The sequence below is a fragment of the Limnohabitans sp. TS-CS-82 genome (genome assembly GCF_002943475.1).
In genome coordinates this window covers 494233-520560 of record NZ_PTQX01000001.1, presented here as the reverse complement: position 1 = coordinate 520560, position 26328 = coordinate 494233, and the positions used below count along the sequence as shown (strand labels likewise).

22 protein-coding genes are annotated in these 26328 nt (G+C 56.5%); 11 read left to right on the top strand and 11 right to left on the bottom strand.

Features of this window, described 5'->3' with window-relative positions; genetic code table 11:
* The first annotated feature begins 1 nt into the window (after position 1).
* Together C5F52_RS02410 and C5F52_RS02405 are read left to right on the top strand one after the other, a co-directional pair.
* Positions 2-346, top strand: coding sequence for a DUF1840 domain-containing protein (locus tag C5F52_RS02410; RefSeq protein ID WP_104796722.1), 345 nt, complete (start codon positions 2-4; stop codon positions 344-346).
* Positions 339-1343, top strand: coding sequence for a serine/threonine protein kinase (locus tag C5F52_RS02405; RefSeq protein ID WP_104796721.1), 1005 nt, complete (start codon positions 339-341; stop codon positions 1341-1343). The genes C5F52_RS02410 and C5F52_RS02405 overlap by 8 nt, the downstream gene beginning before the upstream one ends.
* On the opposite strand, the gene C5F52_RS02400 is transcribed toward C5F52_RS02405, so the two are convergent.
* The 4 genes from C5F52_RS02400 to C5F52_RS02385 form a co-directional block, all read right to left on the bottom strand.
* Positions 1340-2071: a haloacid dehalogenase type II gene (locus C5F52_RS02400; RefSeq protein ID WP_104797133.1), complete on the bottom strand. Its 732-nt coding sequence runs from the start codon at positions 2069-2071 to the stop codon at positions 1340-1342. The genes C5F52_RS02405 and C5F52_RS02400 overlap by 4 nt on opposite strands.
* 19 nt (positions 2072-2090) lie before the next feature.
* A complete protein-coding gene (gene htpG, locus C5F52_RS02395; RefSeq protein WP_104796720.1) occupies positions 2091-4076 on the bottom strand; it encodes a molecular chaperone HtpG in 1986 nt (661 codons plus the stop codon).
* Positions 4077-4170: 94 nt separating this feature from the next.
* Positions 4171-5028: a pseudouridine synthase gene (locus tag C5F52_RS02390; RefSeq protein WP_201746943.1), complete on the bottom strand. Its 858-nt coding sequence runs from the start codon at positions 5026-5028 to the stop codon at positions 4171-4173.
* A gap of 12 nt (positions 5029-5040) precedes the next feature.
* Complete coding sequence (locus C5F52_RS02385) at positions 5041-5748, bottom strand: Crp/Fnr family transcriptional regulator (protein ID WP_201746942.1); 708 nt, start codon at positions 5746-5748, stop codon at positions 5041-5043.
* 173 nt (positions 5749-5921) lie between these two features.
* Here C5F52_RS02385 and C5F52_RS02380 point away from each other — a divergent pair, with 173 nt between their 5' ends.
* From C5F52_RS02380 to C5F52_RS02345, 8 genes are all read left to right on the top strand, one after another.
* Positions 5922-7868, top strand: a complete 1947-nt coding sequence (locus C5F52_RS02380) for a long-chain fatty acid--CoA ligase (RefSeq protein ID WP_104796717.1) — start codon at positions 5922-5924, stop codon at positions 7866-7868.
* Positions 7865-8647: an ABC transporter ATP-binding protein gene (locus C5F52_RS02375; RefSeq protein WP_104796716.1), complete on the top strand. Its 783-nt coding sequence runs from the start codon at positions 7865-7867 to the stop codon at positions 8645-8647. The genes C5F52_RS02380 and C5F52_RS02375 overlap by 4 nt, the downstream gene beginning before the upstream one ends.
* 10 nt (positions 8648-8657) lie before the next feature.
* Positions 8658-9587 carry a branched-chain amino acid ABC transporter permease gene (locus tag C5F52_RS02370; RefSeq protein WP_104796715.1) on the top strand — a complete coding sequence of 310 codons (930 nt, stop codon included), beginning with the start codon at positions 8658-8660 and terminating at the stop codon, positions 9585-9587.
* An 11-nt stretch (positions 9588-9598) separates the two neighbouring features.
* A complete protein-coding gene (locus tag C5F52_RS02365; protein WP_104796714.1) occupies positions 9599-10675 on the top strand; it encodes a branched-chain amino acid ABC transporter permease in 1077 nt (358 codons plus the stop codon).
* A gap of 50 nt (positions 10676-10725) precedes the next feature.
* Positions 10726-12048, top strand: a complete 1323-nt coding sequence (locus C5F52_RS02360; RefSeq protein ID WP_104796713.1) for an ABC transporter substrate-binding protein — start codon at positions 10726-10728, stop codon at positions 12046-12048.
* A gap of 129 nt (positions 12049-12177) precedes the next feature.
* Complete coding sequence (locus C5F52_RS02355; RefSeq protein ID WP_104796712.1) at positions 12178-12987, top strand: ABC transporter ATP-binding protein; 810 nt, start codon at positions 12178-12180, stop codon at positions 12985-12987.
* Between the two features lie 11 nt (positions 12988-12998).
* A complete protein-coding gene (locus tag C5F52_RS02350; protein WP_104796711.1) occupies positions 12999-14243 on the top strand; it encodes a phenylacetate--CoA ligase family protein in 1245 nt (414 codons plus the stop codon).
* 105 nt (positions 14244-14348) lie between these two features.
* Positions 14349-15329: a tripartite tricarboxylate transporter substrate-binding protein gene (locus C5F52_RS02345; RefSeq protein WP_104796710.1), complete on the top strand. Its 981-nt coding sequence runs from the start codon at positions 14349-14351 to the stop codon at positions 15327-15329.
* A 68-nt stretch (positions 15330-15397) separates the two neighbouring features.
* Here the strand turns inward: C5F52_RS02345 and C5F52_RS02340 are convergent, their stop codons facing one another.
* The 5 genes from C5F52_RS02340 to C5F52_RS02320 form a co-directional block, all read right to left on the bottom strand.
* A complete protein-coding gene (locus C5F52_RS02340; protein ID WP_104796709.1) occupies positions 15398-16834 on the bottom strand; it encodes a bifunctional serine/threonine-protein kinase/universal stress protein in 1437 nt (478 codons plus the stop codon).
* Positions 16831-17595 carry a metallophosphoesterase gene (locus C5F52_RS02335; protein WP_104796708.1) on the bottom strand — a complete coding sequence of 255 codons (765 nt, stop codon included), beginning with the start codon at positions 17593-17595 and terminating at the stop codon, positions 16831-16833. Before C5F52_RS02335 ends, C5F52_RS02340 begins: the two co-directional genes overlap by 4 nt.
* Positions 17596-17627: 32 nt before the next feature.
* Positions 17628-18476, bottom strand: a complete 849-nt coding sequence (locus C5F52_RS02330) for a 3-hydroxybutyryl-CoA dehydrogenase (protein WP_104796707.1) — start codon at positions 18474-18476, stop codon at positions 17628-17630.
* A gap of 228 nt (positions 18477-18704) precedes the next feature.
* Positions 18705-19478, bottom strand: coding sequence for an ABC transporter permease (locus C5F52_RS02325; protein ID WP_104796706.1), 774 nt, complete (start codon positions 19476-19478; stop codon positions 18705-18707).
* A 5-nt stretch (positions 19479-19483) separates the two neighbouring features.
* Positions 19484-20407 carry an ATP-binding cassette domain-containing protein gene (locus tag C5F52_RS02320; RefSeq protein ID WP_104796705.1) on the bottom strand — a complete coding sequence of 308 codons (924 nt, stop codon included), beginning with the start codon at positions 20405-20407 and terminating at the stop codon, positions 19484-19486.
* 141 nt (positions 20408-20548) lie between these two features.
* Between C5F52_RS02320 and asd the strand changes: the two genes are divergently transcribed.
* Positions 20549-21382, top strand: coding sequence for an archaetidylserine decarboxylase (gene asd, locus C5F52_RS02315; RefSeq protein ID WP_201746941.1), 834 nt, complete (start codon positions 20549-20551; stop codon positions 21380-21382).
* 69 nt (positions 21383-21451) lie between these two features.
* Here asd and C5F52_RS02310 read toward each other — a convergent pair whose 3' ends face one another.
* Positions 21452-22945 carry an AMP nucleosidase gene (locus C5F52_RS02310; protein WP_104796703.1) on the bottom strand — a complete coding sequence of 498 codons (1494 nt, stop codon included), beginning with the start codon at positions 22943-22945 and terminating at the stop codon, positions 21452-21454.
* 16 nt (positions 22946-22961) lie between these two features.
* A complete protein-coding gene (icmF, locus tag C5F52_RS02305) occupies positions 22962-26255 on the bottom strand; it encodes a fused isobutyryl-CoA mutase/GTPase IcmF (RefSeq protein WP_104796702.1) in 3294 nt (1097 codons plus the stop codon).
* Between the last annotated feature and the right edge of the window lie 73 nt (positions 26256-26328).

The following is a 26328-nucleotide window of genomic DNA, read 5'->3' as shown; positions in this document are numbered from 1 at the left end:
CATGCTGTACAAATTCAAATCAAAAGCCACGGGCGACCTCATCATGTTGGAGCCCCAAGGCAAACACATCCTCAAACTCATTGGCAAAGAGCCAGGAGCCCAAGGCATCATCTTGCCCAGCGAGATGTTGACGGCCATTGATGCCTTGAATGCAGCTGTCGGACAAGAAGAGTCGGCGCATCAAGCTGCCAAAGAAGCGGCCCAGAACGGCAACGTGCAGGAGACGGGCGCAGCCTCCGCAGTAGATGGCCCTCGCACCATCAGCTTGAAGCAGCGCGTTGTACCGTTCATTGACATGCTACGCCGTGCACACGCCGAAGACAAAGAGGTGGTCTGGGGTGTTTGACGACACGCCCAAGCATCATGCCTATGAAGCGCTCACGCCTGATGTGGTGCTGGATGCGCTCTCTGATTTAGGGCTTGAAGTTGATGGTCGGCTCACAGCCTTGAGCTCGTATGAAAACCGTGTCTACCAAGCCATGCTGGATGACAACAGCTCGGTGGTCGCTAAGTTTTACAGGCCGGCGCGTTGGAGCGATGCTCAGATTTTGGAAGAACACAGCTTTGCTGCAGAGCTGATGGCTGACGAAGTGCCATTGGTGGGGCCACTCACGCTGCACGACAAAACTTTGCACCGCGCACACGGTTTCGCATTCAGCGTTAGCCCACGTCGTGGTGGACGCATGCCTGAGCTGGACGACGCTGAGGTGCTGGAGTGGATAGGGCGCTTCATCGCACGCATTCACAACGTGGGCGCGCAACACAGCTTTGACACGCGCCCCACCTTGAATGTGAACACGTTTGCCACTGAGTCACGTGACTGGCTGATGGAAAACCGCATCATTCCCATGGACCAGCAAACTGAATGGCTGGCGGTCTGCAACCAAGCCATTGACATGGCGCAAGAGAAATTTGCAGCGCATCCTGCGAAGCACATTCGCTTGCACGGTGACTGCCACCCCGGCAATATTTTGTGGACACCCATAGACCTGCCCAATGGCGGCCCACACTTTGTGGATTTGGACGATGCCCGCATGGGGCCTGCGGTTCAAGACTTATGGATGTTGCTCAGCGGTGAGCGTGCGCAGCGCACACAGCAGCTATCGATGTTGCTGGATGGCTATGAACAAATGCGTGAACTCAACCGCAGCGAACTCGCGTTGATCGAGTCTTTGCGCACCCTGCGTTTGATTCACTACAGCGCTTGGTTGGCGAGGCGCAAAGACGACCCCGCCTTTGTGCAGCACTTCTCATGGTTTGGCAGCAGCGACTATTGGGCTGGTCAAACGCATATGCTGGTGGAGCAATGCGAAGCCATGCAAGAAGAGCCTCTGTACGCTTAACAGCCGAGTAGGTCTGCCAGTGCGTGAATGTCCCGCGCATGCAAATCGTTGCCAGCTTGTGGCGACACATCTTTCGGTTGAGTTGCACCAAACTCAAAAGGTCGTTCAATGTAGGCCGTGCGCAAGCCACTTGCGCGTGCGCCCTCTAAGTCATCGTGGTGCGCGGCGCACAGCATCACTTGTTGAGGCTGTAAGTCAAATGTTGATGCGACGCCTAGATAGGTGGCTGGATCTGGTTTATAGGCACGAAATACTTCGGCTGACAACACACAGTCCCAGGGTAAACCAGCTCGCTTAGCCATGTTGGTGAGCAACCCAATATTGCCATTTGAGAGCGAACAAATAGTGAATTTCGTTTTCAACCGCTGCAAACCCGCCACGCTGTCGGGCCATGCGTCTAATCGATGCCACACACGGTTGAGGTGCACACGCTCAGCTTCGCTCAAATGCGTCAAACCGAACTTGGGCAGCAAGTCTTCCAAGATGAACCGATGCAGCTCATCAATGCGCGTCCAGCCCAGCTCGCCCGAGCGAACACGCGCCATAGCAGGTTGATAACCAGCACGCCAAGCCAATGCAAAAGCGTTGGCATCCAAAGAAGGGAAGAGCGCTTCTACTTCGCGCATGATGCTGCCGTGCCAATCGACCACGGTGCCAAAAATATCAAAGGCCAACACATGTGTGTTGGCCTTCAAGTTGTCTAGCAACGCGGGGTGAGGTGTGTCCATGTGTGTCATGGACTGTGTTTTACACCAAGAGTGCGTTCACCCGTTTCACATAGGCGGCAGGGTCTTCTGGCAAACCACCTTCCGCCAACAAGGCTTGGTCAAACAAGATGTGCGCCAAGTCGTTGAAGTTTGGGTTGGCGTCACCGCTGAGTTTCTTCACCAAAGCGTGTTCAGCATTGACTTCCAAGATGGGTTTCATCTCAGGCGCTTGTTGCCCAGCTTGTTTGAGCATGCGAGCCAATTGCATGGACATGCCGTGGTCTTTGACTACCAAGCAAGCAGGTGAGTCGACCAAGCGCGTGGTCACGCGCACATCGTCGGCTTTGTCTTTCAATGCCTCTTTGAGTTTGGCCAACACGGGCTTGAAAGCTTCTGCGGCATCTTCAGCCGCTTTCTTCTCAGCTTCGTCTTGCAGTGAGCCCAGGTCCACCGCACCTTTGGCGACGGATTGCAACGGCGTGCCATCAAACTCTTGCACAAAGTTCAAAGCCCATTCGTCCACGCGATCAGTCATCAATAGCACTTCGATGCCCTTTTTGCGGAATACTTCGAGTTGAGGGCTGTTCTTGGCAGCCGCCAGAGTGTCGGCGGTGATGTAATAGATGGCCTCTTGGCCTTCTTTCATGCGCGCCTTGTAGTCGGCGAAAGACACGGTCACAGCGTCTGTGCTGGTGCTTGCAAAGCGCAACAACTTGGCGAGCTTGTCTTTGTTGGCAAAGTCTTCGCCCAAGCCTTCTTTCAGCACGGAGCCAAACTCCGCGTAGAACTGGCTGTACTTGCCTTGCTTGGCTTTGTCTTCGTCGCTTAAAACGTCAGTGACACCTTCGGTTGTCGCGTCAGTCACGCCATCGCCGCCCGCCACGGGCGCTTTGTCGTACTTGGCCAAATCTTCCAACACGGCCAACACACGTCGGGTGTTGCCTTCGCGAATGGCTTTCACATCGCGGCTTTCTTGCAGCAACTCGCGGCTCACGTTCAGCGGCAAATCAGCCGAATCCACCACGCCTTTGATGAAGCGCAAGTAGGAGGGCATCAACGCCTCAGCGTCGTCCATGATGAACACGCGTTTCACGTACAACTTCAAGCCCGACTTTTTGTCGCGGTTGAACAAGTCCATCGGTGCTTTGCCAGGGATGTACAGCAACTGTGTGTATTCGGTGCTGCCTTCCACGCGGTTGTGGCTCCAAGCCAAAGGTGGCTCAAAGTCGTGGCTGATGTGTTTGTAGAACTCGGCGTGCTGTTCGTCCGTCACGTCCTTCTTGGGGCGCGCCCACAAGGCGTTGGCTTGGTTGATGGTTTCCCATTCGTCGGTCAGCACCATTTCGCCGGGTTGGTCGTTCTCACCTTCTTTCCATTCTTCTTTGCGCATGCGAATGGGCAAAGAGATGTGGTCTGAGTATTTGTTGATGACTGATTTGAGTTTCCATGCGCTCAGGTATTCCTCGGCATCGTCGCGCAGGTGCAAGATGATTTTGGTGCCGCGCTCCGCTTGGGTGATGGTCTCCACCTCAAAGTCGCCGGTACCCGTGCTGCTCCAGCGCACACCCTCGCTGGCCTTCAGGCCTGCACGGCGAGATTCAACAGTGATGCGGTCGGCCACGATGTAGCCTGAGTAAAAGCCCACACCGAACTGACCAATCAAAGCGCCTTGGTCTTTGGCGTTGGCTTTGTCGTCGCCGCTGAGCTTGCCCATGAATTCGCGCGTGCCGCTCTTGGCGATGGTGCCGAGGTGGGCGATGGCTTCTTCTTGGCTCATGCCAATGCCGTTGTCGGCAATGGTCAGGGTGCGGGCATCTTTGTCAAAGCTCACGCGCACCTCAAGGTCTGCGTTGCCTTCAAACAAAGCATCGTTGTTCAGGCCTTCATAGCGCAGCTTGTCGCAGGCGTCAGAGGCGTTGGACACCAACTCGCGCAAAAAGATTTCTTTGTTGGAATACAGCGAATGCGTGACGAGGTGCAGCAGTTGCGAAACTTCGGCTTGGAAGGAATGGGTTTGTTTGGTCATGGTTTCAAAAACTAAATTACAAAAAACAACGCCCCAAGATGCGGGGCGTGAGCCTAAATTTCAAGAGGAATAAAACGCGGAAAATTAATGCAGCTTAAAAGCGCTCGTGGGCACCCAGGTAGCGCCATTGCCCAGCAGGCAGTTGCCCCAGTTGGACGTGCCCGATGCGAATGCGCTTGAGGCCCACGACCTGAAGGCCAACTTGCTCGCACATACGGCGAATTTGGCGCTTCTTGCCTTCGGTCAGCACAAACCGAAGCTGCTCTGGGTTTTGCCATTCCACCTGGGCACGTTTGAGGGGCTTGCCGTCCAAGCTCAAGCCGTGGCGCAAGCGTTCGAGTTGGTCCTTCGGAAACACAGCTTGCACGTTGTTGGTCACGCGGTCGTGGTCGCCAATGGCGCTGAGTTGGTTGGCTCTGCCGCCATAGGTGGCGGATGCAGCGGTGGCTGCGGCGATGTTTTCTTGACCGGTGTAGGTCACGCGCACCAAATATTCTTTTTCCATCTCCGAGTCTTCGCCGATCAGTTGACGTGCGACGCGGCCGTCTTGCGTCAACACCAACAAGCCTGTGGAGTCGATGTCGAGTCGGCCCGATGGGGCGAGGCTGCGCAACTGTGTGGGCGTGAAGCGTCGCTTGGATGAGTCGCCCGCCCAATGCGTGCGAGGGTTGATCAGCATGATGGCGGGCTCGTGCCCGTCTTCGGCTTGCCCGCTCACATAGCCCATGGGCTTGTGCAGCAGGATAGTGACTTGTGTGTCTTGGTGGCCCTTGGCACGTGGGTCCACCTCAACGCGGTCATTCGGGCCAACTTTCACACCCATTTCGGCAGGACGGCCGTTGACCAACACCCAGCCTTGATCTATCCACGCGTCGGCCTCGCGGCGTGAGCAAAGGCCAAGTTCGGCCATGCGTTTGTTGAGGCGTGTGAGTTCTGTGGGGGTGTCTGACATAAGGGGCAAATTCTAAGTGCCGCTGGCGCGCAGCGCGGCAAGGTTCAGCACGCGCATGCCGCCGTATTCAATGCGAATCGCGCCTTGTTCTTCCAATCGATTCAGTGCCACGTTCACACGTTGGCGCGACAGGCCCACCAGGTAGGCCAGCTCTTGCTGCGTGATGCGCAAAATCTCGCCCACGCCCGGAAACAAAGTGGGGTTGAACAGCGCTGCCAAGTTGCGTGCCACGCGCACATCTGGATCGCTGGAGCGGTCAATCTCGCGGGCCTCAATGAATTGCGCCAAGCGTTCGTTGAGTTGGTTCATCACAAAGCGGTTGAACCCAATCGAGTTGTCCAGCAACCAATGAAACGTGTCAATTGGCAGCCCCGCCACCACGCTGCGGCGCAAGGCCATGATGTTGTAGCGGTAGGTCTCCCGCTTGATGGCCGTGCCCTCACCAAACCAACCACCGGGCGGCACACCCGTGAAGGTGATGGTGCGCCCGCTGGCGCTGTCCGTGCTCATCTTCAACAGGCCTTCCACCACGCCAAACCAATACGTGGCTTGGCGCCCCATGCGGCACACGTAGTCACCAGGCATGGGGTCGCTCACCACCAGCTGCGATTCGATGCGGTTGCGCTCGTTTTCTTTGAGCAAGCCAAACCACGGGATGAGCTTGAGCTCTTGCTCCGTGAGAGAGCGTCGTCGCTGGTAAACGGTGGGTGTTTGCGCCATGATTCTGATCAATAGAAAAGTTTTATTCGGGTAATCACTGCTCAGTGTCTACCCTAAATTGTCGTCGAAACGACAACTTGGCGTCAAACCGGAGCCTACGATCGCACCCAACGTGAGAAACGCGTCACATGCGCGTCACGATTTTTTGTCGACACACAAAGCAAGGATTAGGAATGCAGACCACGTTCCCACGACTGTTACTCAAGCATGCCAGCGAGCGCCCAGGCGCCCCCGCCATGCGTGAGAAGGAATACGGCATTTGGCAAACCACCACATGGGCCGACATGGCTCAGATGGTGGAGCACATGGCGTGCGGCTTGCACCAAGCCGGTTTGACACGCGGCGAGCACTTGGTGGTGATTGGCTCCAACCGTCCACGCCTGTACGCCACCATGTTGGCCGCCCAATCGTTGGGCGCGATTCCGATCCCCTTGTACCAAGACGCCGCAGGCCCTGAGTGCGTATTTCCATTGAACAACGCCGAAGTGCGCTTCTGTGTGGTCGAAGACCAAGAGCAAGTCGACAAGCTGTTGGAGATTCGTGAGCAATGCCCACAAATCGCTCACATCTTTTTTGACGATCCTCGCGGTCTGCGCAAGTACGACGAGCCCGGCTTGGCCTCACTCGAAGAGTTGCTCGCTGCTGGTGCCGTGTTTGCCAAGCAACATCCTGAGTTTTACAAAGACGAAGTTGAAAAAGCTCACACCGACGACGTGGGCGCGATGTTCTTCACCTCCGGCACCACGGGCAACCCCAAAGGTGTGGTGCACACGCACAACTCGCTCATCAACCGTGCCGAAGCGGGCGCGCTGTTTGACAAACTCACCTCGCATGAAGACGTGTTGGCCTATTTGCCACCCGCTTGGATTGGCCAAAACATTTTCAGCTACGCCCAGTGGTTGTACTGCGGCTATGTGGTGAACTGCCCTGAGTCTGCAGCCACCGTCACCATCGACTTGAAAGAAGTCGGCCCCACTTACTACTTCGCACCTCCCCGCGTGTTTGAAGGCTTGCTCACCAGTGTGATGATTCGCATGGAAGATGCAGGCGCGATCAAGCGTGGCATGTTCCATTACTTCATGGATGTGGCCCGCAAATACGGTCCCACCAAGATGGATGGCAAGTCGATTGGTTTGGTGGGCGGCTTGCTCTATACCTTGGGCAACTTCTTTGTGTACGGCCCTTTGCGTAACAACCTCGGCATGAGCCGCGTGCGTGTGGCCTATACCGCAGGTGAAGCGATTGGCCCAGATTTGTTCAGCTTCTACCGCGCCATTGGCGTGAACTTGAAGCAGCTCTACGGTTCTACCGAAACCGCTGTGTTTGTTTGTTTGCAGCCTGACCACGAAGCACGTGCCGACACCGTGGGTGTGCCTTGTGCTGGCGTGGAAATCAAAGTGGCTGACAACGGCGAAATTTTGGTCAAGTCACCAGGCTTGCTCAAAGGCTATTACAAGAACGATGCAGCTACTGCTGAAGTGCTGACCGCAGATGGTTGGTATCACACCAGCGACGCCGGTTTCTTGGATGCGCATGGTCACCTGAAGATCATTGACCGCGTCAAAGACGTGGGCCGCATCAAAGGTGGTTCAAACGACGGCGCCATGTTTGCGCCAAAGTACGTCGAGAACAAACTCAAGTTCTTCCCGCACATCAAAGAGGTGGTGGCCTACGGCGACCAACGCGAAAAAGTGTGCGTGATGATCAACATCGACATGGAAGCCGTGGGTAACTGGGCTGAGCGTCACAACTTGCCCTACGCTGGCTATACCGATTTGGCGCAAAAGCCAGAGGTGTATCAGTTGATCAAAGAGTGCGTCGAGAAGGTCAACGCAGATTTGGCAGCTGACGAACTTTTAGCCGGTAGCCAAGTGAGCCGCTTCCTCGTCTTGCATAAAGAGTTGGATGCTGACGACGGCGAACTGACACGTACCAACAAAGTGCGTCGCGGTTTCATCGCTGAAAAATACGACGCCTTGGTGGGCGCCCTATACAACGGCGCTACCGAGCAATTCATTGAAACCGTGGTGAAGTTTGAAGACGGTCGCACCGGCAGCGTGAGCGCCACGCTCAAGCTGTCTGATGCCAAAACCTTCACGCCTGTGGGGAAAGCAGCATGAGCAAGAAAATCGGCGACGTCATCCTTGACGTCAAAAATATCAGTTTGCGTTTCGGTGGCGTCAAAGCGCTGACCGACATTTCGTTCAACGTCAAAGAGCACGAAGTGCGCGCCATCATTGGCCCCAACGGTGCAGGCAAGAGCTCCATGCTCAACTGCATTAACGGCGTTTACGCACCGCAAGAAGGTTCGATCACTTTCCGCGGTCAAACCTTTGACCACATGGACAGCCATCAAGTGGCCACCATGGGCATTGCGCGCACCTTCCAAAACTTGGCCTTGTTCAAAGGCATGAGCGTGCTCGACAACATCATGACCGGTCGTAACCTGCGCATGAAGAGCAACATCCTCATGCAAGCCCTGCGCATTGGCCCGGCCGAAAACGAAGAAATGATGCACCGCGAAAAAGTCGAGCGCATCATCGACTTTTTGGAAATTCAAGCCTTCCGTAAAACGCCTGTGGGCCAGTTGCCTTATGGCTTGCAAAAGCGCGTCGACTTAGGTCGTGCGCTGGCCCTTGAGCCCCAAGTGTTGTTGCTCGATGAGCCGATGGCCGGTATGAACGTGGAAGAGAAGCAAGACATGTGTCGCTTCATCTTGGACGTGAACGACGAATTTGGCACCACCATCGTGTTGATCGAACACGACATGGGCGTGGTGATGGATATTTCTGATCGCGTGGTCGTGCTCGACTACGGCAAGAAGATCGGCGACGGCACCCCCGATGAGGTGCGCAACAACGAGGAAGTCATCAGCGCTTACCTCGGCACTTCACACTAAGGACAAGAACATGGCATTTTTTCTTGAAACCCTTTTCGGCGGCCTCATGGCAGGCATGCTGTATTCGTTGGTGGCCCTCGGCTTCGTGCTGATTTACAAAGCCTCTGGCGTGTTTAACTTTGCGCAAGGTGCGATGGTGTTGTTTGCTGCGCTGGCCATGGCCCGCTTTGGCGAATGGATTCCCGCGCTCACAGGCATCGACAACTTCGTTCTCGTCAACTTGCTCGCCTTCGCTGGCGCTGCTGCTGTGATGTTTGTGGTGGCTTGGGTGATTGAGTTCTTGGTGTTGCGTCACTTGGTGAACCAAGAAGGCACCACTTTGTTGATGGCCACTTTGGGTATCACTTATTTCCTCGACGGTTTGGGGCAATCCATCTTTGGCAGCGACATCTACAAGATCGATGTGGGCATGCCCAAAGAGCCGTTGATGTTGATGGAATCCACCTTTGACGGCGGCATCATGATCAACCAAGAAGACTTGGTGGCTGCGTTCATCGCAGCAGCCTTGGTGGCGTTGCTCAGCGTGTTCTTCCAAAAAACCACCACTGGTCGAGCCTTGCGCGCTGTGGCGGATGACCATCAAGCGGCGCAATCCATTGGTATTCCCCTCAACCGCATCTGGGTCATCGTTTGGTGCGTGGCCGGTGTGGTGGCTTTGGTGGCCGGCATGATTTGGGGCTCTAAGTTGGGTGTGCAGTTCTCGCTGTCCACCGTGGCTTTGCGTGCCTTGCCTGTGGTGATTTTGGGTGGCCTGACCTCTGTGCCTGGCGCCATCATCGGCGGCTTGATCATCGGTGTTGGCGAGAAATTGTCTGAAGTGTTCCTCGGCCCCTATGTGGGCGGCGGTATTGAAATTTGGTTTGCGTACGTCTTGGCCTTGGGCTTCTTGCTGGTTCGTCCACAAGGTCTGTTTGGCGAGAAGATCATCGACCGCGTGTAAGGAAAAGAATCATGTTTTACAGAGAAAACGGTCAATTCAAAACGACTTATAAGGAAGACCAACAAATCTTCCCGATCACGCAAGACCGCATTGGTGTGTTGCTGCTCATTGCCTTTGCATTCATCGGTGTGCCCATGCTCGCTGACGAATACATGTTGCGTGCGATTCTGATTCCCTTCCTTATCTTGTCGCTCGCCGCTTTGGGTGTGAACATCTTGGTGGGTTACTGCGGTCAGATCTCTTTGGGTTCAGGCGCTTTCATGGCCGTGGGTGCCTACGCCGCGTACAACTTCTTTGTGCGCATTGACGGCATGCCGCTCATCGTGGCTTTGTTGATGGGCGGCTTCTTTGCAACCTTGGTCGGCATGTTCTTTGGCATCCCAAGCTTGCGCGTGAAGGGCCTGTACTTGGCCGTCGCCACATTGGCTGCGCAGTTCTTCTGTGACTGGGCGTTCTTGCGCATCAAGTGGTTCACCAACGACTCTGCTTCTGGTACAGCCTCGGTGTCTGACTTGCAAGTGTTTGGCTTCCCCATCAACACGCCGTTCGAAAAGTACATCTTCTGCTTGAGCTTTTTGGTGGTGTTTGGTTTGCTCGCTAAAAACTTGGTTCGCAGTGCGATTGGTCGCGAGTGGATGGCCATCCGCGACATGGACGTGGCGGCTGCTGTGATCGGCATTCGTCCCATGTACTCGAAGTTGAGCGCCTTTGCTGTCAGCTCGTTCATCGTGGGTGTGGCTGGCGCTTTGTGGGCCTTCGTTTACCTGGGTTCTTGGGAACCAGCCGCGTTCTCGGTGGACCGCTCATTTCAGTTGTTGTTTATGGTCATCTTGGGTGGCATGGGCTCCATCATGGGCAGCTTCTTTGGTGCGGGCTTCATCGTGATCTTGCCCGTCATCATCAACCACGCATTGCCTTGGTTGGGTGACTTGGTGGGCATTCCTGTCAGCACGGCTGCGCTCACGCATGCTGAGCAAATGATCTTCGGTGCTTTGATTGTTTGGTTCTTGATCGTCGAGCCTCACGGCTTGGCCAAGTTGTGGAGCGTGGGTAAGCAAAAGCTACGTCTGTGGCCTTTCCCTCACTGATCCGTATTTCGTTTTTCTGGTGTTCGCATAATTTTTCTAAGGAGACTTCAATGAAAATCCGTTCCCTCATGATGGCAGTGGCCGTTGCTGCGACTGGTTTGACCAGCGCCTTGGTCACCACGTCAGCTCAGGCGCAAGCCAAAGAGCAATTCTTCCCTGTGCTGCCTTACCGTACCGGCGCTTATGCGCCGAACGGTGTGCCATGGGGTAATGCCTATGTGGACTACCTCAAGCTGATTAATGCACGCGATGGCGGCATCAACGGCGTGAAGATCACTTATGAAGAGTGCGACACCGCCTACGCGACAGACCGCGGCGTGGAATGCTACGAGCGCCTGAAAGGTAAATCACAAGGCGGCGTGTTCCAGCCTTTGTCGACAGGTATCACTTTCGCTTTGACAGAAAAAGCGCCTACAGACAAAAACCCATTGATCACTGGCGGTTATGGCCGTTCAGAGTCCAGCGATGGTCAAGTGTTCAAGTGGAACTTCCCATTGCAAGGTACCTATTGGTCTGGTGCTGACATCATCATGCAGATCATCACCAAAAAAGAAGGTGGCAACATCAAGGGCAAGAAAATCGCCTTGGTTTACCACGACAGCCCATTCGGCAAAGAGCCAATTCCTCTCTTGCAAGAGCGCGCCAAGATGCAAGGTTTCGACCTGCAACTCTTGCCTGTGACAGCGCCTGGTGTTGAACAAAAAGCCACTTGCTTGCAAGTGCGTCAAGCCCGTCCTGACTATGTGTTGTTGTGGGGCTGGGGCGTGATGAACTCCGCTGCTTTGAAAGAAGCCGTAGCCACAGGCTACCCCCGCGAAAAAATGTACGGTGTGTGGTGGTCCGCTGCTGAGCCAGACGTCAAAGACGTGGGCGAGGCTGCCAAGGGTTACAACGGTTTGGTCGCCACAGGCGAAGGCGGCAAAGTCATTGCTGACATCAAGTCTGTTGTGCACGGCAAGAAGCAAGGCACAGGTCCTGTCGAAGAAGTGGGTACCACCCTTTACAACCGTGGCATGGTCAGCGCTGCTTTGGCGGTCGAAGGCGTGCGTCGTGCGCAAGAGCGTTACGGCAAGGGTAAGGTTATGACCGGCGAGCAAATTCGTTGGGGCTTGGAGAACTTGGCTTTGGACCAAAAAGCCCTCGACAAGTTGGGCCTGGGCACAGTGATGAAGCCTATCAGCACCTCTTGCTTGGACCACGAAGGTTCACGCTCTGCACGTCTGCACACATGGGACGGCAAGAAGTGGGTTTACAGCACTGACTGGATCGAAGCCGATGAATCCATCATCAAACCTTTGGTCAAGCAGTTCGCAGACAAGTATGCCGCTGAGAAAAAACTCACACGCCGCACACCTGCAGATTGCCAGTCTTAATCTGACGCACATCAGCCCAAGGGGCTGATGATTTGGCGGCTCTCACGAGCCGCCAAACCTCAGAGGTAAACCTCCCGTTTGCTTTGAGGTTTGGTCCAGTCCAACAACGTTTTTTTAGCAAGGTAAGTTATGAGCGCCAACAACATCGTTCTCAACGTCAATGGCATTGAAGTCATTTACAACCACGTCATCTTGGTGCTCAAGGGCGTCTCGCTCAATGTGCCAGAAGGCAGCATCGTGTCTTTGTTAGGCGGCAACGGCGCTGGCAAAACCACCACCTTGCGCGCCATTTCCAACTTGCTGCAAGGCGAGCGCGGTGCGGTCACCAAAGGCAGCATTGAGTTGCGCGGCGAACGCATCGAAAACCTGACCCCCGCTGACTTGGTCAAGCGTGGCGTGGTGCAAGTGATGGAAGGGCGTCACTGCTTTGCCCACTTGACCATCGAAGAAAACTTACTTACGGGCAGTTACACGCGCAGCAGCAAAGGTGAGATTGAAGCCAACTTGGAGAAGGTCTACAACTACTTTCCTCGCTTGAAAACACGTCGCACCTCACAAGCTGCCTACACCTCGGGTGGTGAGCAGCAAATGTGCGCGATTGGACGCGCCATCATGGCCAACCCCAGCATGGTGTTGCTCGACGAACCATCCATGGGCTTGGCCCCGCAAATCGTGGAAGAGGTGTTCAACATCGTGAAAGATTTGAACGAGAAAGAAAAAGTCACCTTCCTCATTGCTGAACAAAACACCAACATGGCCCTGAAGTACGCCGACTACGGCTACATCATGGAGTCGGGCCGCATCGTGATGGACGGCGCTGCATCTGATTTGGCCAACAACGAAGACGTGAAAGAGTTCTACCTCGGTATGGGCGGTGGTGAGCGCAAGAGCTTCAAAGACGCCAAGAGCTACAAGCGCCGCAAGCGTTGGTTGGCATAAGGGGCGCGCACATGTCCAAGCACTACGACGCGCTCGAAACCCGTAACCCTGTCGAGCGCGAAGCGGCGCTCATGGCTGCGTTGCCTGCACAAATCGCGCATGCACAAAAAAACTCACCTGCATTTGCCAAATCTTTGGCAGGTGTGAGCGCGGCCAGCGTGACCACTCGCGAAGCGTTGGCCAAATTGCCCGTGATTCGCAAATACGAGTTGTTGGCGCAGCAGCAAGAGCAACGTGCTACCAATGTGTTTGGTGGCTTTGCCGCCATTGGTTTTGGCAAAGCCATGCCCCGCGTGTTTGCCAGCCCCGGCACCATTTACGAACCCGAAGGTGCACGCTCAGATTACTGGCGCATGGCCCGTGCCATTTATGCCGCAGGTTTCCGTCAAGGCGAACTCGCACACAACTGCTTCAGTTACCACTTCACGCCTGCGGGCTCGATGATGGAAACCGGCGCACACGCCATTGGTTGCACCGTGTTTGCGGGCGGCACGGGGCAGACCGAACAGCAAGTGGGTGCAATGGCCGAGCTAAAGCCTGCGGGCTACATCGGCACGCCCAGCTTTTTGAAAATCATTGTGGAAAAAGCCGCCGAGATGGGCGTGAAGTTGCCCAGCGTCACCAAAGCCTTGGTGTCTGGCGAAGCGTTCCCGCCTAGCTTGCGTGACTGGTTGGCTGAGCGTGGTGTTGCCGGTTATCAGTGCTACGCCACGGCCGACCTCGGTTTGATTGCGTATGAAACCGAAGCTCGCGAAGGCTTGGTGCTCGACGAAGGCGTGATTGTCGAAATCGTGCGTCCCGGCACGGGTGACCCTGTGCCCGAGGGCGAAGTGGGTGAGTTGGTGGTGACCTCACTCAACCCTGATTACCCGCTGATTCGTTTTGGCACTGGCGACTTGTCCGCTGTGTTGCCAGGCCAATGCCCCACAGGTCGCACCAACGTGCGCATCAAAGGCTGGATGGGTCGTGCCGACCAAACCACCAAGGTGCGTGGCATGTTCGTGCACCCAGGCCAAGTGGCTGAGGTGGTCAAGCGTTTCCCCGAAATCAAACGCGCGCGTTTGGTGGTGACGGGCGAGATGGCCAACGACCAAATGAGCCTCAAGGTGGAAGCGCAAGAGGTGGATGGTTTGGCTGCAAAAATTGGCGATGCCGTACGCGACATCACCAAGTTGCGTGCCGATGTGACGCTGGTGGCCGTGGGCAGTTTGCCCAACGATGGCAAGGTGATTGAAGACGCGCGAACGTATCAATAAGTACGCACGAATAAAAGCCTTTGAGAGGTGGGGAAATAAGTAATTTCCGTCATGAAAACGACCCTTGATCGGCTCTAATACAGGTTCCGTTATTAAGGAGACTTCATGAAAAAATTGTTCGCTTTGAGCGTGTTAGCGTTGGTCACATTGACAGGCGCAAATGCCGCAGATTTCCCCATCAAAGACAAGCCCGTCACCATCGTGGTGCCGTTCGCTGCGGGTGGTCCAACTGACCGTGTGGCACGCGATTTGGCTGAAGCCATGCGCAAGCCTTTGGGCACCACCGTGGTGGTCGAGAACGTGGCAGGCGCTGGCGGCACGATTGGCGCCAACAAAGTTGCCAAGGCCCCACAAGATGGTCACACCATCTTCTTGCACCACATCGGCATGGCCACTTCGCCAGCCCTGTATCGCAAACTGCCTTACAACACGCTCGAAGATTTCGAATACTTGGGCATGGTCAATGACGTGCCTATGACCTTGATCGGTCGCCCCACCTTGCCAGCCAACAATTACAAAGAATTGGCCACTTGGATCGAGCAAAACAAAGGCAAGATCAATTTGGGTAACGCCGGTTTGGGCGCCGCCTCTCACCTGTGTGGTTTGATGTTCCAAAGCGCATTGAAAGTGGACATGACCACTGTGCCTTACAAAGGTACTGCGCCTGCCATGAACGACCTCATGGGCGGCCAAATCGATTTGTTGTGTGACCAAACCACCAACACCACAGGTCAAATCGAAGGCAAAACCGTCAAGGCTTTTGCGGTGACAACTGCAAAGCGCTTGACAACGCCTGCACTGAAAGACTTGCCTACCCTGCAAGAGTCTGGCCTCAAAGGTTTTGAAGTCACCATTTGGCACGGTTTGTATGCCCCTAAAGGCACACCTGCTGACGTGACGACTCAAATCAACAAAGCCCTCAAAGCGGCTTTGAAGGACCCCGAGTTCATCAAGAAGCAACAAGCCTTGGGCGCTGTGGTGGTCACTGACAAACGCTCAGACCCTGCTGAACACAAGAAGTTTGTGGCAGCTGAAATCGCCAAGTGGGGCCCTGTCATTCAGGCCGCTGGCGTCTACGCTGACTAAGCCGAAGTCACTTCGCGTGTGACAAAAAACAAAGCCACCTTCGGGTGGCTTTTGCATGGGCGGTTCACTTAGCTGTGATTCAGATGTTCGAACGGCAGTGACTGTTTCACCAAGATAACCGTGCACGGTGCATCCATTGCCACCTTGATAGGAATGGTCGCTACAAAGCGTTGCATCTGCAGACCATGCGTGGCCGCACCCATGACGATCATGCTCACGTTGTTGCCTTCTGCATAGCGCACGAGGGCGTTGGCCACATCGCTGGCTTCGAGCACATGGAACGAGGTTTGGTGTGTGCCCATGTCCAAAGGTTGGGCCCATTGGTGCAGCATCGTGAGGTATTGGCGATGCACCGAGGTCTCGCTCTTGTCACTTTCAGACGCGCTGGTTTGGTTGGGCGAAATCACCGTCACCACCGCAAGCCGAGCACCAGGGCGAATGCCCAGCGAACGTGCCACGGCTTGGCGCAGTGAATACAAGGTGGCATCACTGGCCTCATGGTGTGGCACGGCCACCATCAGGATGGGCACTTCGTCAATTTGCTGCGAAGGCAATGGACTGGGCTGGTAGTGCATGCCTGCCGCCTTGAGCCAACGTTTGACGTGCGTGAAGAACGGCGTGCCTTGTATCTGTTTGCCGCGCGAGGTGACCTTCACCTGCTCAGGGTGTTCCAAGTCAAATGCCAAATGCGCGGCCGATGGGTAACGCTTGACCGCCTCGGGCTCTAGGCAGCGCAACACCACCTCTTGCAACCACTCGGGCAAGTCGTCGCGCAAGCGGCGTGGCGGGGTCGGGTCCATCCACAAACGTTGGCGCATGCCACCATCGGTTTGTGGGTTGCCAAAAGGCAATTCGCCGGTGGCCAATTCGTACAGCATCACACCAATGGCAAAGATGTCGCTGCGCGGGTCCCCGCGCACGCCCACCACTTGTTCGGGGGCAATCCACGCGGGTGATCCCACGGCCTTGCGCAGCTCTTCGGCCAGCAAGTCGGGGTAGTGCGCATGGGATGACAAACCAAAGTCCAGCAACACGGCGTGGCCGTTTGGGTGCATCAGCACGTTGGCGGGCTTGATGTCGAGGTGGCAGGTGTTTTGTTGGTGCAGGCTGTGTGCGGCGCGTGCGATGGCTGCGCCGAGGCGTGTGATGTCACTCACTTCTGCGCGCGTGCGGTGGTGCGTGTGCGCATCCAGCACTTGCTGCAAGGTCTGCCCTGGCACATGCTCCATCACCAGATAGGGCAAGTTCACCAAATCACCGGCGGCCACAAAGCGTGGCACATGTGTGCCGTGCAGCACTTGCAAAATTTGGTGTTCGACCTCGAAGCCCACAATGTTTTCTGCGCCATCGCCTGCGGTCATGCGGGGGACTTTCATCACCATGTCAAACGGCGCGGGGCGCTCGTCGGCATAGGTCACTTTGTAGATGTGCGCCATGCCGCCCGCATGCAAGCAAGCGCCGATGCGAAAGCCGTCCAACTCGGTGCCTGCTTCTAAGCGTTTCATTTGCCGGTCTCCAAGCGTTGGGCAAAGTATTCGGGCAAGCCTGCTTCACGCACAGCGCGAGCGGCCGCACGGTGGTCATACGCCACGCGGTGAAAAGTCAGCTTGGCGGCAGTGCTGTCAAACACGGCATACATGGCGCGTGGGTTGCCATCGCGTGGCTGGCCCACCGAGCCAATGGTGGCAATCCACTGGCGGTGTTTGGGGGTGGGGATGGGCACGCCAGGCGCGGGTTTGAAAGCCATCAGTTGGCGACCCGTGCCTCGGTAGTACAGCGACTGGTGGTGCACATGGCCACCAAACACGTAGCGCACATCGGGGTGGGCGCAGGCTGCATCTAGGCTCAGGCCTGCGGTGCGTTCGTCTTCCACATAACGCCAACGCTCAGGGGCATCCGCGCTGGCGTGGACCAACAACATCTGATCAACCTGCGCGGTGAGCGGCAAGATTTCTAGCCAAAACCGCTGCGCAGGTGACAGTTGGTTGTGCGTCCATTCCGCGGTTTGACTGCCCAGCGAAGGGTTGGGGTTGGCCGAGTTGATGTGGTGCGTTTGAATCAGCTCTTCGTGGTTGCCACGCAGCACGATGGCGCCGTCTTGCTGCAGCTTTTGGCAACGTGCCACCACTTCGGCGGGAAAGGCGCCATAGCTCACCAAATCACCTAGCAGCGCCATGCGCTCAACGCCTTGCGTTTGTGCGTGTGCCAAGCACGCGTCAAGCGCGTGCAAGTTGCTGTGAATGTCAGAGAGCAGGGCGTACTTCATAGCCAGCGTGTGAAGTGGTCGTTAACGCTGACTTAGTAGGTGTACACGCCTTTGCCGGTCTTGCGACCCAGCTGGCCTGCGGCGACCATTTCTTTGAGCAAGGGGCAAGCGCGGTATTTGCTGTCACCAAACTCTTGCAAGTACACGTCCATCACGGCCACGCACACATCCAGGCCAATCATGTCGGCCAGAGCCAATGGGCCGATGGGCTGGTTACAACCGAGCTTCATGCCTGCGTCGATGTCTTCTGCAGTAGCCACACCTTCGGCCAACACAAAGAAGGCTTCGTTGATCATGGGCACCAAGATGCGGTTGACCACAAAGCCTGGCGCGTTCTTGACGGTGATGGGGCTCTTGCCCAAGCGCGTGGACAGGTCGTGCACGGCCGCGTGGGTGGCATCAGAGGTTTGCAAGCCGCGGATGATTTCAACCAAGGCCATCATGGGCACGGGGTTGAAAAAGTGCATGCCAATGAAACGGTCGGCACGTGTGGTGACGGCTGCAAGTTTGGTGATGGAGATGGAGGAGGTGTTGGATGCGATGATGGCTTCAGGGGCCAGCATGCCGTCGAGTTGTTTGACGATTTTGACCTTGAGGTCGTAGTTCTCAGTCGCAGCTTCGATGACCAGTTGCGCGCCTTTGAGGTCGTCGTAACTGGTGCTGGTTTTGATGCGCGACAAGGCAGTGGCTTTGTCGGCTTCGGTGATTTTTTCTTTCTTGATCAAACGGTCCAAGCTGCCTGCGACGGTGGCGAGACCTTTGGCCACGGCTGCGTCAGAGATGTCGACCATCACCACGTTCACGCCAGACACAGCACATGCTTGTGCGATGCCGTTGCCCATGGTGCCAGCGCCGATGATGCCTACGGTTTGAATGCTCATTGGGGAATCCTTGTTTTGTCGGTTGAATTGATAAATCAATATTAGCGGGGGAAGGGTTGCGTTTGGCTGACGTTGGTCAATATCTTGTCGCCTGTGTTTTTTGTGCGCTCCGGTGAATGGGCTTGGGGCGGCTTCCTCATGCTGGGGTACCAGAAATCGTCAGCCGCCCCAAACCCATTCACCTGCGGGTGTTTGTTTCGGCACTTCGCTTTGCTCGTGCCGTCCGCATTAGGCTTTGAAGCGTTTTTTTGTCAGGTGCAGGGCGATGTTCCAGCCTACGAGTGCGTAGGCAGCCAGCACACCAAGATGTAATGCTGGGTTGGCAGGCCATTGGTCTAGGAACAAAGGCCGCACGAGGTCGATGGCTTGTGTGAGGGGCAGCCACGCTGAGATGTCGCGCACGATGCCTGGCAGTTGGTCGCGCGGAAAGAACACGCCGCTCAAGAACATCATGGGGGTGAGGAACAGCGTGAAGTAGTAGGTGAAGAAGTCGTAGCCTTTGGCCAGCGCGTTGAAGATGAGTGCGATGCAGCTGAAGGTGATGCCCACGCACAAGAGGATGGGCCACGCGGCCAACAGTTTCCAGCTTTGGGTGATGCCCAGGGCAAACATCACGCCCAAGATGGCGGTGATGGTGAACAGCGATTTGAAGGCGGCCCACAGCATCTCTGCCAAGAGCACATCGTCCAAACGCATGGGGGCGTTCAAGATGCCGTCCCATGTTTTTTGCACATGCATGCGCGAGAAGGCCGAGTACAGCGCCTCAAACGTGGCGGCGTTCATGGCGCTCATGCAGATAGAGCCGCTGGCCAAGAACAAGATGTACGGCACTTTGTCTTCGCCTAGCGTCACGTCGCCCACCAAGTCGCCTAAGCCGTAGCCAAAAGCGACGAGCCACATCAAGGGTTCGGCGATGTTGGCCACAAGGCTGGGGATGGCGAGCTTGCGCCACACCAAAAGGTTGCGTAAGAAGACGGGCCAGAAACGGAAATAGGTGTTCATCGCGCTTAGCCTTCCTCACGGATTTGGCGTCCGGTCATTTTCAAAAACAAGTCTTCCAAGTTGGCTGGGCGGTGCAGTGTGCGCAAGCCTGCGTGGGTGCTGAGTGCTTGCAACAACTGTGCGGCATCTTGGGTGTAGAAAAACACCGTTTCGCCGCTGGTTTCTACACGTTGCGCCAAGGCGGCGATGGGGCTGTCGACCAAGGCCAAGGCTCCGCTGCCATACACCTCGACCACATCAGGTTCTAAGTGTTGGGCAATCAAATCACGCGGTGTGCCTTCGGCAATTTTTTTGCCGTGATCCAGTACCAACAAACGGTTGCACAAGCGCTCGGCTTCATCCATGAAATGGGTGGTCAGCAAAATGGATTTGCCTTGTTGCAAGAGTTGCTGCAAACGCTCCCACATCAGGTGGCGGGCTTGGGGGTCTAGGCCTGTGGTGGGTTCGTCGAGCAGCAGAAGGTCAGGGTTGTTGATGAGGGCGCGGGCCAGACTCAGTCGGCGCTTCATGCCGCCCGACAACTCGCCGGGCTTGGCGTTGGCTTTGTGCGAGAGCGCTGCAAACTCCAGCAGTTGCGGAATGCGCGCTTGGATATCGGCCTTTTTCATGCCGAAGTAACGGCCAAACACCATCAGGTTTTCGGCGCAGGTGAAGTCGGGGTCGAGCGTGTCGAACTGGCTCACCACGCCTAAGCGTGCTTTGATGGCCAGTGCGTCATCGGGCATGGACAAGCCAAACGCGTTGATGCTGCCGCCATCGGGTTGAGCGAGTCCTAAGCACATGCGCAGCGTGGTGGTTTTGCCCGCGCCGTTGGGGCCGATGACGCCCAAACATTCGCCGGGGGCGATGCTGAAAGACACATCGTTCACCACGGTGTTGTCACCGTAGCGTTTGAGAAGGTGCTTGCATTCAAAAAGTGGGGTGCTCATAGGTTTGATTGTGCCTGTGGCACGGCAGTTTCGCTGTGCGGTCTGTCGCTCGGGTACATGGCGTGAAGCGCCTAAAATCTACGCAACTTACTTCAAGGCTACGCTGTGTCCGATACCTTATTTGTTCTCTCCCAATATGTGATGCCCAAACAACTGCTGACGCAGCTTGCGGGCGCTGTGGCGCGTGCGCGTTGTGGCAAATGGACGCATGCCCTGATCAAGTGGTTCGTTGGCAAATACCAAGTCAACATGGACGAGGCGGCACAGCCCGACATCACGCAGTACGCATGCTTCAACGACTTCTTCACCCGAGCCCTAAAGCCCGGCGCACGCCCTCTGGCCGACGCCGCGTTTGTGTGCCCGGTGGACGGCGCGATCAGCCAGCTGGGCCACATCGATGGTGACCAAGTGTTTCAAGCCAAAGGCCACAGCTACAGCACGCAAGCGCTGGTGGGTGGCGACGCCACCTTGGCGGCGCAGTTCCAAGATGGCGAGTTCGCCACGATTTACCTCAGCCCCAAGGACTACCACCGCATCCACATGCCCAGCGCGGGCCGCTTGCGCCGCATGATTCATGTGCCGGGTGATTTGTTCTCGGTTAACCCTGCCACGGCTCGTGGCGTGCCCGGCTTGTTTGCGCGAAATGAACGTGTGGTGTGCGTCTTTGACATGCCTGCTGCTTCAGGTGAAAAACCTCAGCAATACGTGTTGGTGTTGGTCGGTGCGACCATCGTGGGCAGCATGGCCACGCCATGGCATGGCGTGGTCAACCCACCCCGCCCCGGCACGGTGCGTGAGTGGACGTATGACGACCAAGACCTGAGCTTGAAGCAAGGCGATGAAATGGGCCGCTTCTTGCTGGGCTCTACCGTGGTGTTGCTGTGGCCTAAGAACACCATTGCGTTCAACCCTGCTTGGCAAGCCGCACAAGGTGTGCGCTTGGGCGAGAAGATGGGTGATGCAGCGCACGCTTAAAGCAGCGCCCTGCATACGTGAAAACCGCCTCTGTTGAGGCGGTTTCTTTTTGTGCGGTTGATGTGAGGCTTATTGAAACGCCACTTCCGCAAAGCTGCGTAGTTTGCGGCTGTGCAGTTGTGCAGGCCCTTGCTGGCGCAGCAGCTCAATCGCGCGCATGCCAATGCGCAAATGTTGGTCCACGCGCTCGCGGTAAAAGTGGTTGGCCATGCCCGGCAGTTTGATTTCGCCGTGCAGCGGTTTGTCGCTCACACACAGCAGCGTGCCGTAGGGCACACGAAACCTAAAGCCATTCGCTGCAATCGTGGCGCTTTCCATGTCCAGCGCCACCGCGCGGCTTTGGCTAAAGCGGCGTTGGGGCGTGTTGTCTGGCAGCAGTTCCCAGTTGCGGTTGTCGGTGCTGGCCACAGTGCCTGTGCGCAAAATGCGTTTGAGTTCTGCGCCTTCGCACTGCGTCACGTCTTTCACTGCCTGCTCTAGCGCCACTTGGATTTCAGCCAGCGCGGGAATAGGCACCCAGAGCGGCAGCTCTTCGTCCAGCACATGGTCTTCGCGCACATAGCCGTGGGCCAGTACGTAGTCACCCAGTTGCTGCGTGTTACGCAAGCCCGCGCAGTGGCCCAGCATTAGCCACGCATGAGGGCGCAGCACTGCGATGTGGTCGGTGATGTTTTTGGCGTTGGCGGGGCCCACACCAATGTTCACCATCGTGATGCCCGTGTGGTCTGCCCGTACCAAGTGGTAGCCGGGCATTTGCGGCAGGCGCGGTGGCACTTTACCCAAGGCATCATTGGCTTCTTCGGGCAAGCCTATGCGGCGCGTCACCACGTTGCCGGGTTCCACAAACGCGATGTATTCGCTGTTTGGGTCTTGCATGGCCTCGTGGCCCAAACGCACAAACTCGTCGATGTAGAACTGGTAGTTGGTGAACAACACGTAGTTCTGAAAATGCTCAGGGCTAGTACCGCTGTAATGGCGCAGACGCTGCAACGAATAGTCCATGCGCGCAGCGGTGAACAGCGACAAAGGTTGCGGCTCGTTGGGCTTGGCTTCAAAAGTCCCATTGGCAATGCCGTCGTCCATGGCTGTGAGGTCGGGCAGGTCAAACACCTCGCGCATCAGCTGGCGGCGCTCGGCGCTCATCTCGCCTTCAATGTGATCGTTTTCCGCAAACGAAAAGTGCACCGGGATCGGCTGATGGCTCACACCCACCTCCAGCGTGCCGCCGTGGTTTTGCAGCAGCAGGCTGAACTGTTCGCGGTAATAAGCAGCAAACAAATCGGGGCGTGTGAGGGTGGTCTCATACCTGCCTGGCTCGGCTACAAAGCCGTAGCTCAAGCCTGCACCTTCGCTGTTGGCTTGCAATGCGCCCGTCTTGGTGTGGATGCGCACAAACGGGTAGAACGCCCGCACACGTTGTTCAAAGTGCGTGCCCGCCACAAACTCGCGCATGGCTTGGCGCAGGTGGTCAAGGCTGGTTTGGTACAGCGCCTGCACTTGTGCAAGTGCGCTGTCGGCGTCGGTGTGACGGGTGGGGGCGGTGAAGGGGGGACGAATACTCATGCCCCGATATTACCGACTACATGTTGCGGCGGTATTGCCCACCCACCTCAAACAAAGCGTGAGTGATCTGACCCAGTGAACACACGCGCACCGCATCCATCAACACCTCAAACACGTTGGCGTTGTCGATGACGGCTTGTTGCAAGCGCTTGAGTTGCACCTCTGCTTCGGCTTTGTGGCGTGTGTGGAAGTCGTTCAAGCGGTTCAGCTGGCTCAACTTTTCTTCTTCGGTCGAGCGGGCCAGTTCGAGCTTGTCCATCACTTGCTCGCCATGAGGGTTGCGGAAGGTGTTGACACCGATGATGGGCAGCTCGCCGGTGTGCTTGAGCATTTCGTAGGTCATCGATTCGTCTTGAATCTTGCCGCGTTGGTAGCCGGTTTCCATCGCGCCCAACACGCCGCCGCGTTCGGCAATGCGTTCGAACTCGGCCAGCACGGCTTCTTCCACCAACTCGGTGAGTTCTTCGATGATGAACGCGCCTTGGTTGGGGTTTTCGTTTTTGGCCAAGCCCCACTCGCGGTTGATGATGAGCTGAATCGCCATGGCGCGACGCACTGAGTCTTCGGTGGGCGTGGTGATGGCTTCGTCAAACGCGTTGGTGTGCAAGCTGTTGCAGTTGTCGTAAATGGCAATCAACGCTTGCAGCGTGGTGCGGATGTCGTTGAACTGAATCTCTTGCGCGTGCAGAGAACGGCCTGAAGTTTGAATGTGGTACTTGAGCTTTTGTGAACGCTCATTCGCGCCGTATTTTTCTTTCATCGCCACGGCCCAAATGCGACGTGCCACGCGGCCCATCACGGTGTACTCGGGGTCCATGCCGTTGCTGAAGAAGAAGCTTAGGTTAGGCGCGAAGTCGTCAATGTGCATGCCGCGCGCCAAGTAGGCTTCCACAAACGTGAAACCGTTGGACAACGTGAACGCCAATTGCGAAATCGGGTTCGCGCCCGCTTCGGCAATGTGATAACCGCTGATCGACACGCTGTAGAAGTTGCGCACTTGGTTGTGCACAAAGTACTGAGCGATGTCGCCCATGACCTTCAATGAAAACTCAGTGCTGAACAGGCAAGTGTTCTGCCCTTGGTCTTCTTTCAAGATGTCGGCTTGCACCGTGCCGCGCACGTTTTGCATCACCCATTCTTTGATCTTCGCAGTCTCGGTTTCGGTCGGGTCGCGGCCGTTGTCCTTTTTGAACTTCTCAATGTTCTGGTCGATGGCGGTGTTCATGAACATCGCCAAGATGGACGGCGCTGGGCCGTTGATGGTCATCGACACGCTGGTGGTCGGATTGCACAGGTCGAACCCGTCGTACAACACCTTCATGTCATCCAGCGTGGCCACGTTCACGCCCGAGTTGCCCACCTTGCCGTAAATGTCTGGACGTGGATCTGGGTCGTTGCCATACAGCGTGACCGAGTCAAACGCAGTGGACAAGCGCTTGGCCTCCATGCCCTCGCTCACCAGCTTGAAGCGGCGGTTGGTGCGGAAGGGGTCGCCTTCGCCCGCAAACATACGGGTGGGGTCTTCGCCCTCGCGCTTGAACGCAAAAGTGCCAGCGGTGTAGGGGTAGCTGCCGGGCACGTTGTCAAGCATGAGCCACTTCAAAATTTCGCCGTGGTCTTCGTAGGTGGGCAGGGCCACTTTGCGAATCACCGTGCCGCTGAGGGACTTGGTGGTGAGCGCCGTACGAATTTCTTTGTCGCGAATCTTCACCACGTACTCGTCGCCTGCGTAGGCGGCTTGCATGTCGGGCCATTGGGCCAAGAGTTTGCGCTCAGCGGCGCCTAAGTTTTCTTCACGTGCAAAGGCCAAGTCGATGGCAGCTTCTGAAGCTTTGGCACGGCCCGGTTTGTCCTCGGACAACATGCGCGCAGCTTCGCGCAGTTGTTGAATTTCGCGAGCCAATTTGGCCTGTGTGCGTGCACGTTTTTTGTAGCCGCGCACGGTGTCGGTGATCTCGGCCAAGTAACGCGTGCGTGCGGCAGGCACGACTGGCGTTTGGTTGCTGCTGTGGCGCACGTCCACCAGCGGCAAACGACCTTCTTTGAAGGTCAGACCCAGCTCGGTCAAGCGGCCTTTGAGGGCTTGGTACAGAGCGGTCACGCCGTCGTCGTTGAAGCGGGCGGCCATGGTGCCAAACACGGGCATTTGCTCTGTCGGTGTATGCCACGCTTCTTTGTTGCGTTGCACTTGTTTAGCCACATCGCGTAGAGCGTCGCTGGCACCTTTGCGGTCAAACTTGTTGATAGCCACAAACTCGGCAAAGTCGAGCATGTCGATTTTTTCCAGCTGGCTGGCGGCGCCAAACTCGGGCGTCATCACATACATGGGCACGTCTACGTGCGGCACGATGGCGGCATCGCCTTGGCCAATGCCCGAGGTTTCCACAATGATCAGATCAAAGCCCGCGCACTTGGTGGCGGCCAATACATCGGGCAGGGCGGCGCTGATTTCGCTGCCAAAGTCGCGCGTGGCGAGTGAACGCATGAACACGCGCTGACCGCTGCTCCAAGGCGAAATGGCATTCATGCGGATGCGGTCACCCAGCAATGCGCCGCCGCTCTTACGGCGTGATGGGTCGATAGAGATCACGGCAATGCGTAGCGCATCGCCTTGGTCTAAACGGATGCGGCGCACCAGCTCGTCGGTGAGCGACGACTTGCCCGCACCGCCAGTGCCCGTGATGCCCAACACCGGCACATGACGGGTGAGCGATTCTTTGCGCACCGCTTCAACCATGTTGTGGTCGGCCTTCTCGTTTTCTAACGCGGTGATGAGCTGCGCTAATTTACGCCAAGCCATTTCGTCATGGCCTTGAATCTCTTTCAGAGCAGTTGGCGCATAGTTTGACAAGTCTTTGTCGCAGCGCATGATCATCTCGCCGATCATTCCTTGCAAGCCCATTTTCTGGCCGTCTTCTGGGCTGTAAATGCGTGTCACGCCGTAGGCTTGCAGCTCGCGAATTTCAGGGGGCACGATCACGCCACCGCCGCCGCCAAACACTTGGATGTGTTCACCACCGCGTTCGCGCAGCAAATCCACCATGTACTTGAAGTACTCCACGTGGCCGCCTTGGTACGAGCTGATGGCAATGCCTTGCACGTCTTCTTGCAGCGCAGCCGTCACCACTTCATCCACGGAGCGGTTGTGGCCCAAGTGAATGACTTCAGCGCCCATGCCCTGCAAGATGCGACGCATGATGTTGATGGCAGCGTCGTGGCCGTCAAACAAAGAGGCGGCGGTGACAAAGCGCACTTTTTGCGTGGGCTTGTAGTTGGCAAGGGCTTGGAATTCGGCGGACAGGTCAGACATGGGGTGGCTCCGATAAAACGGCTGAAGTCACGCAAGCTTTGAAGCTTACGTTTACGTAAACGTCAATCATAAC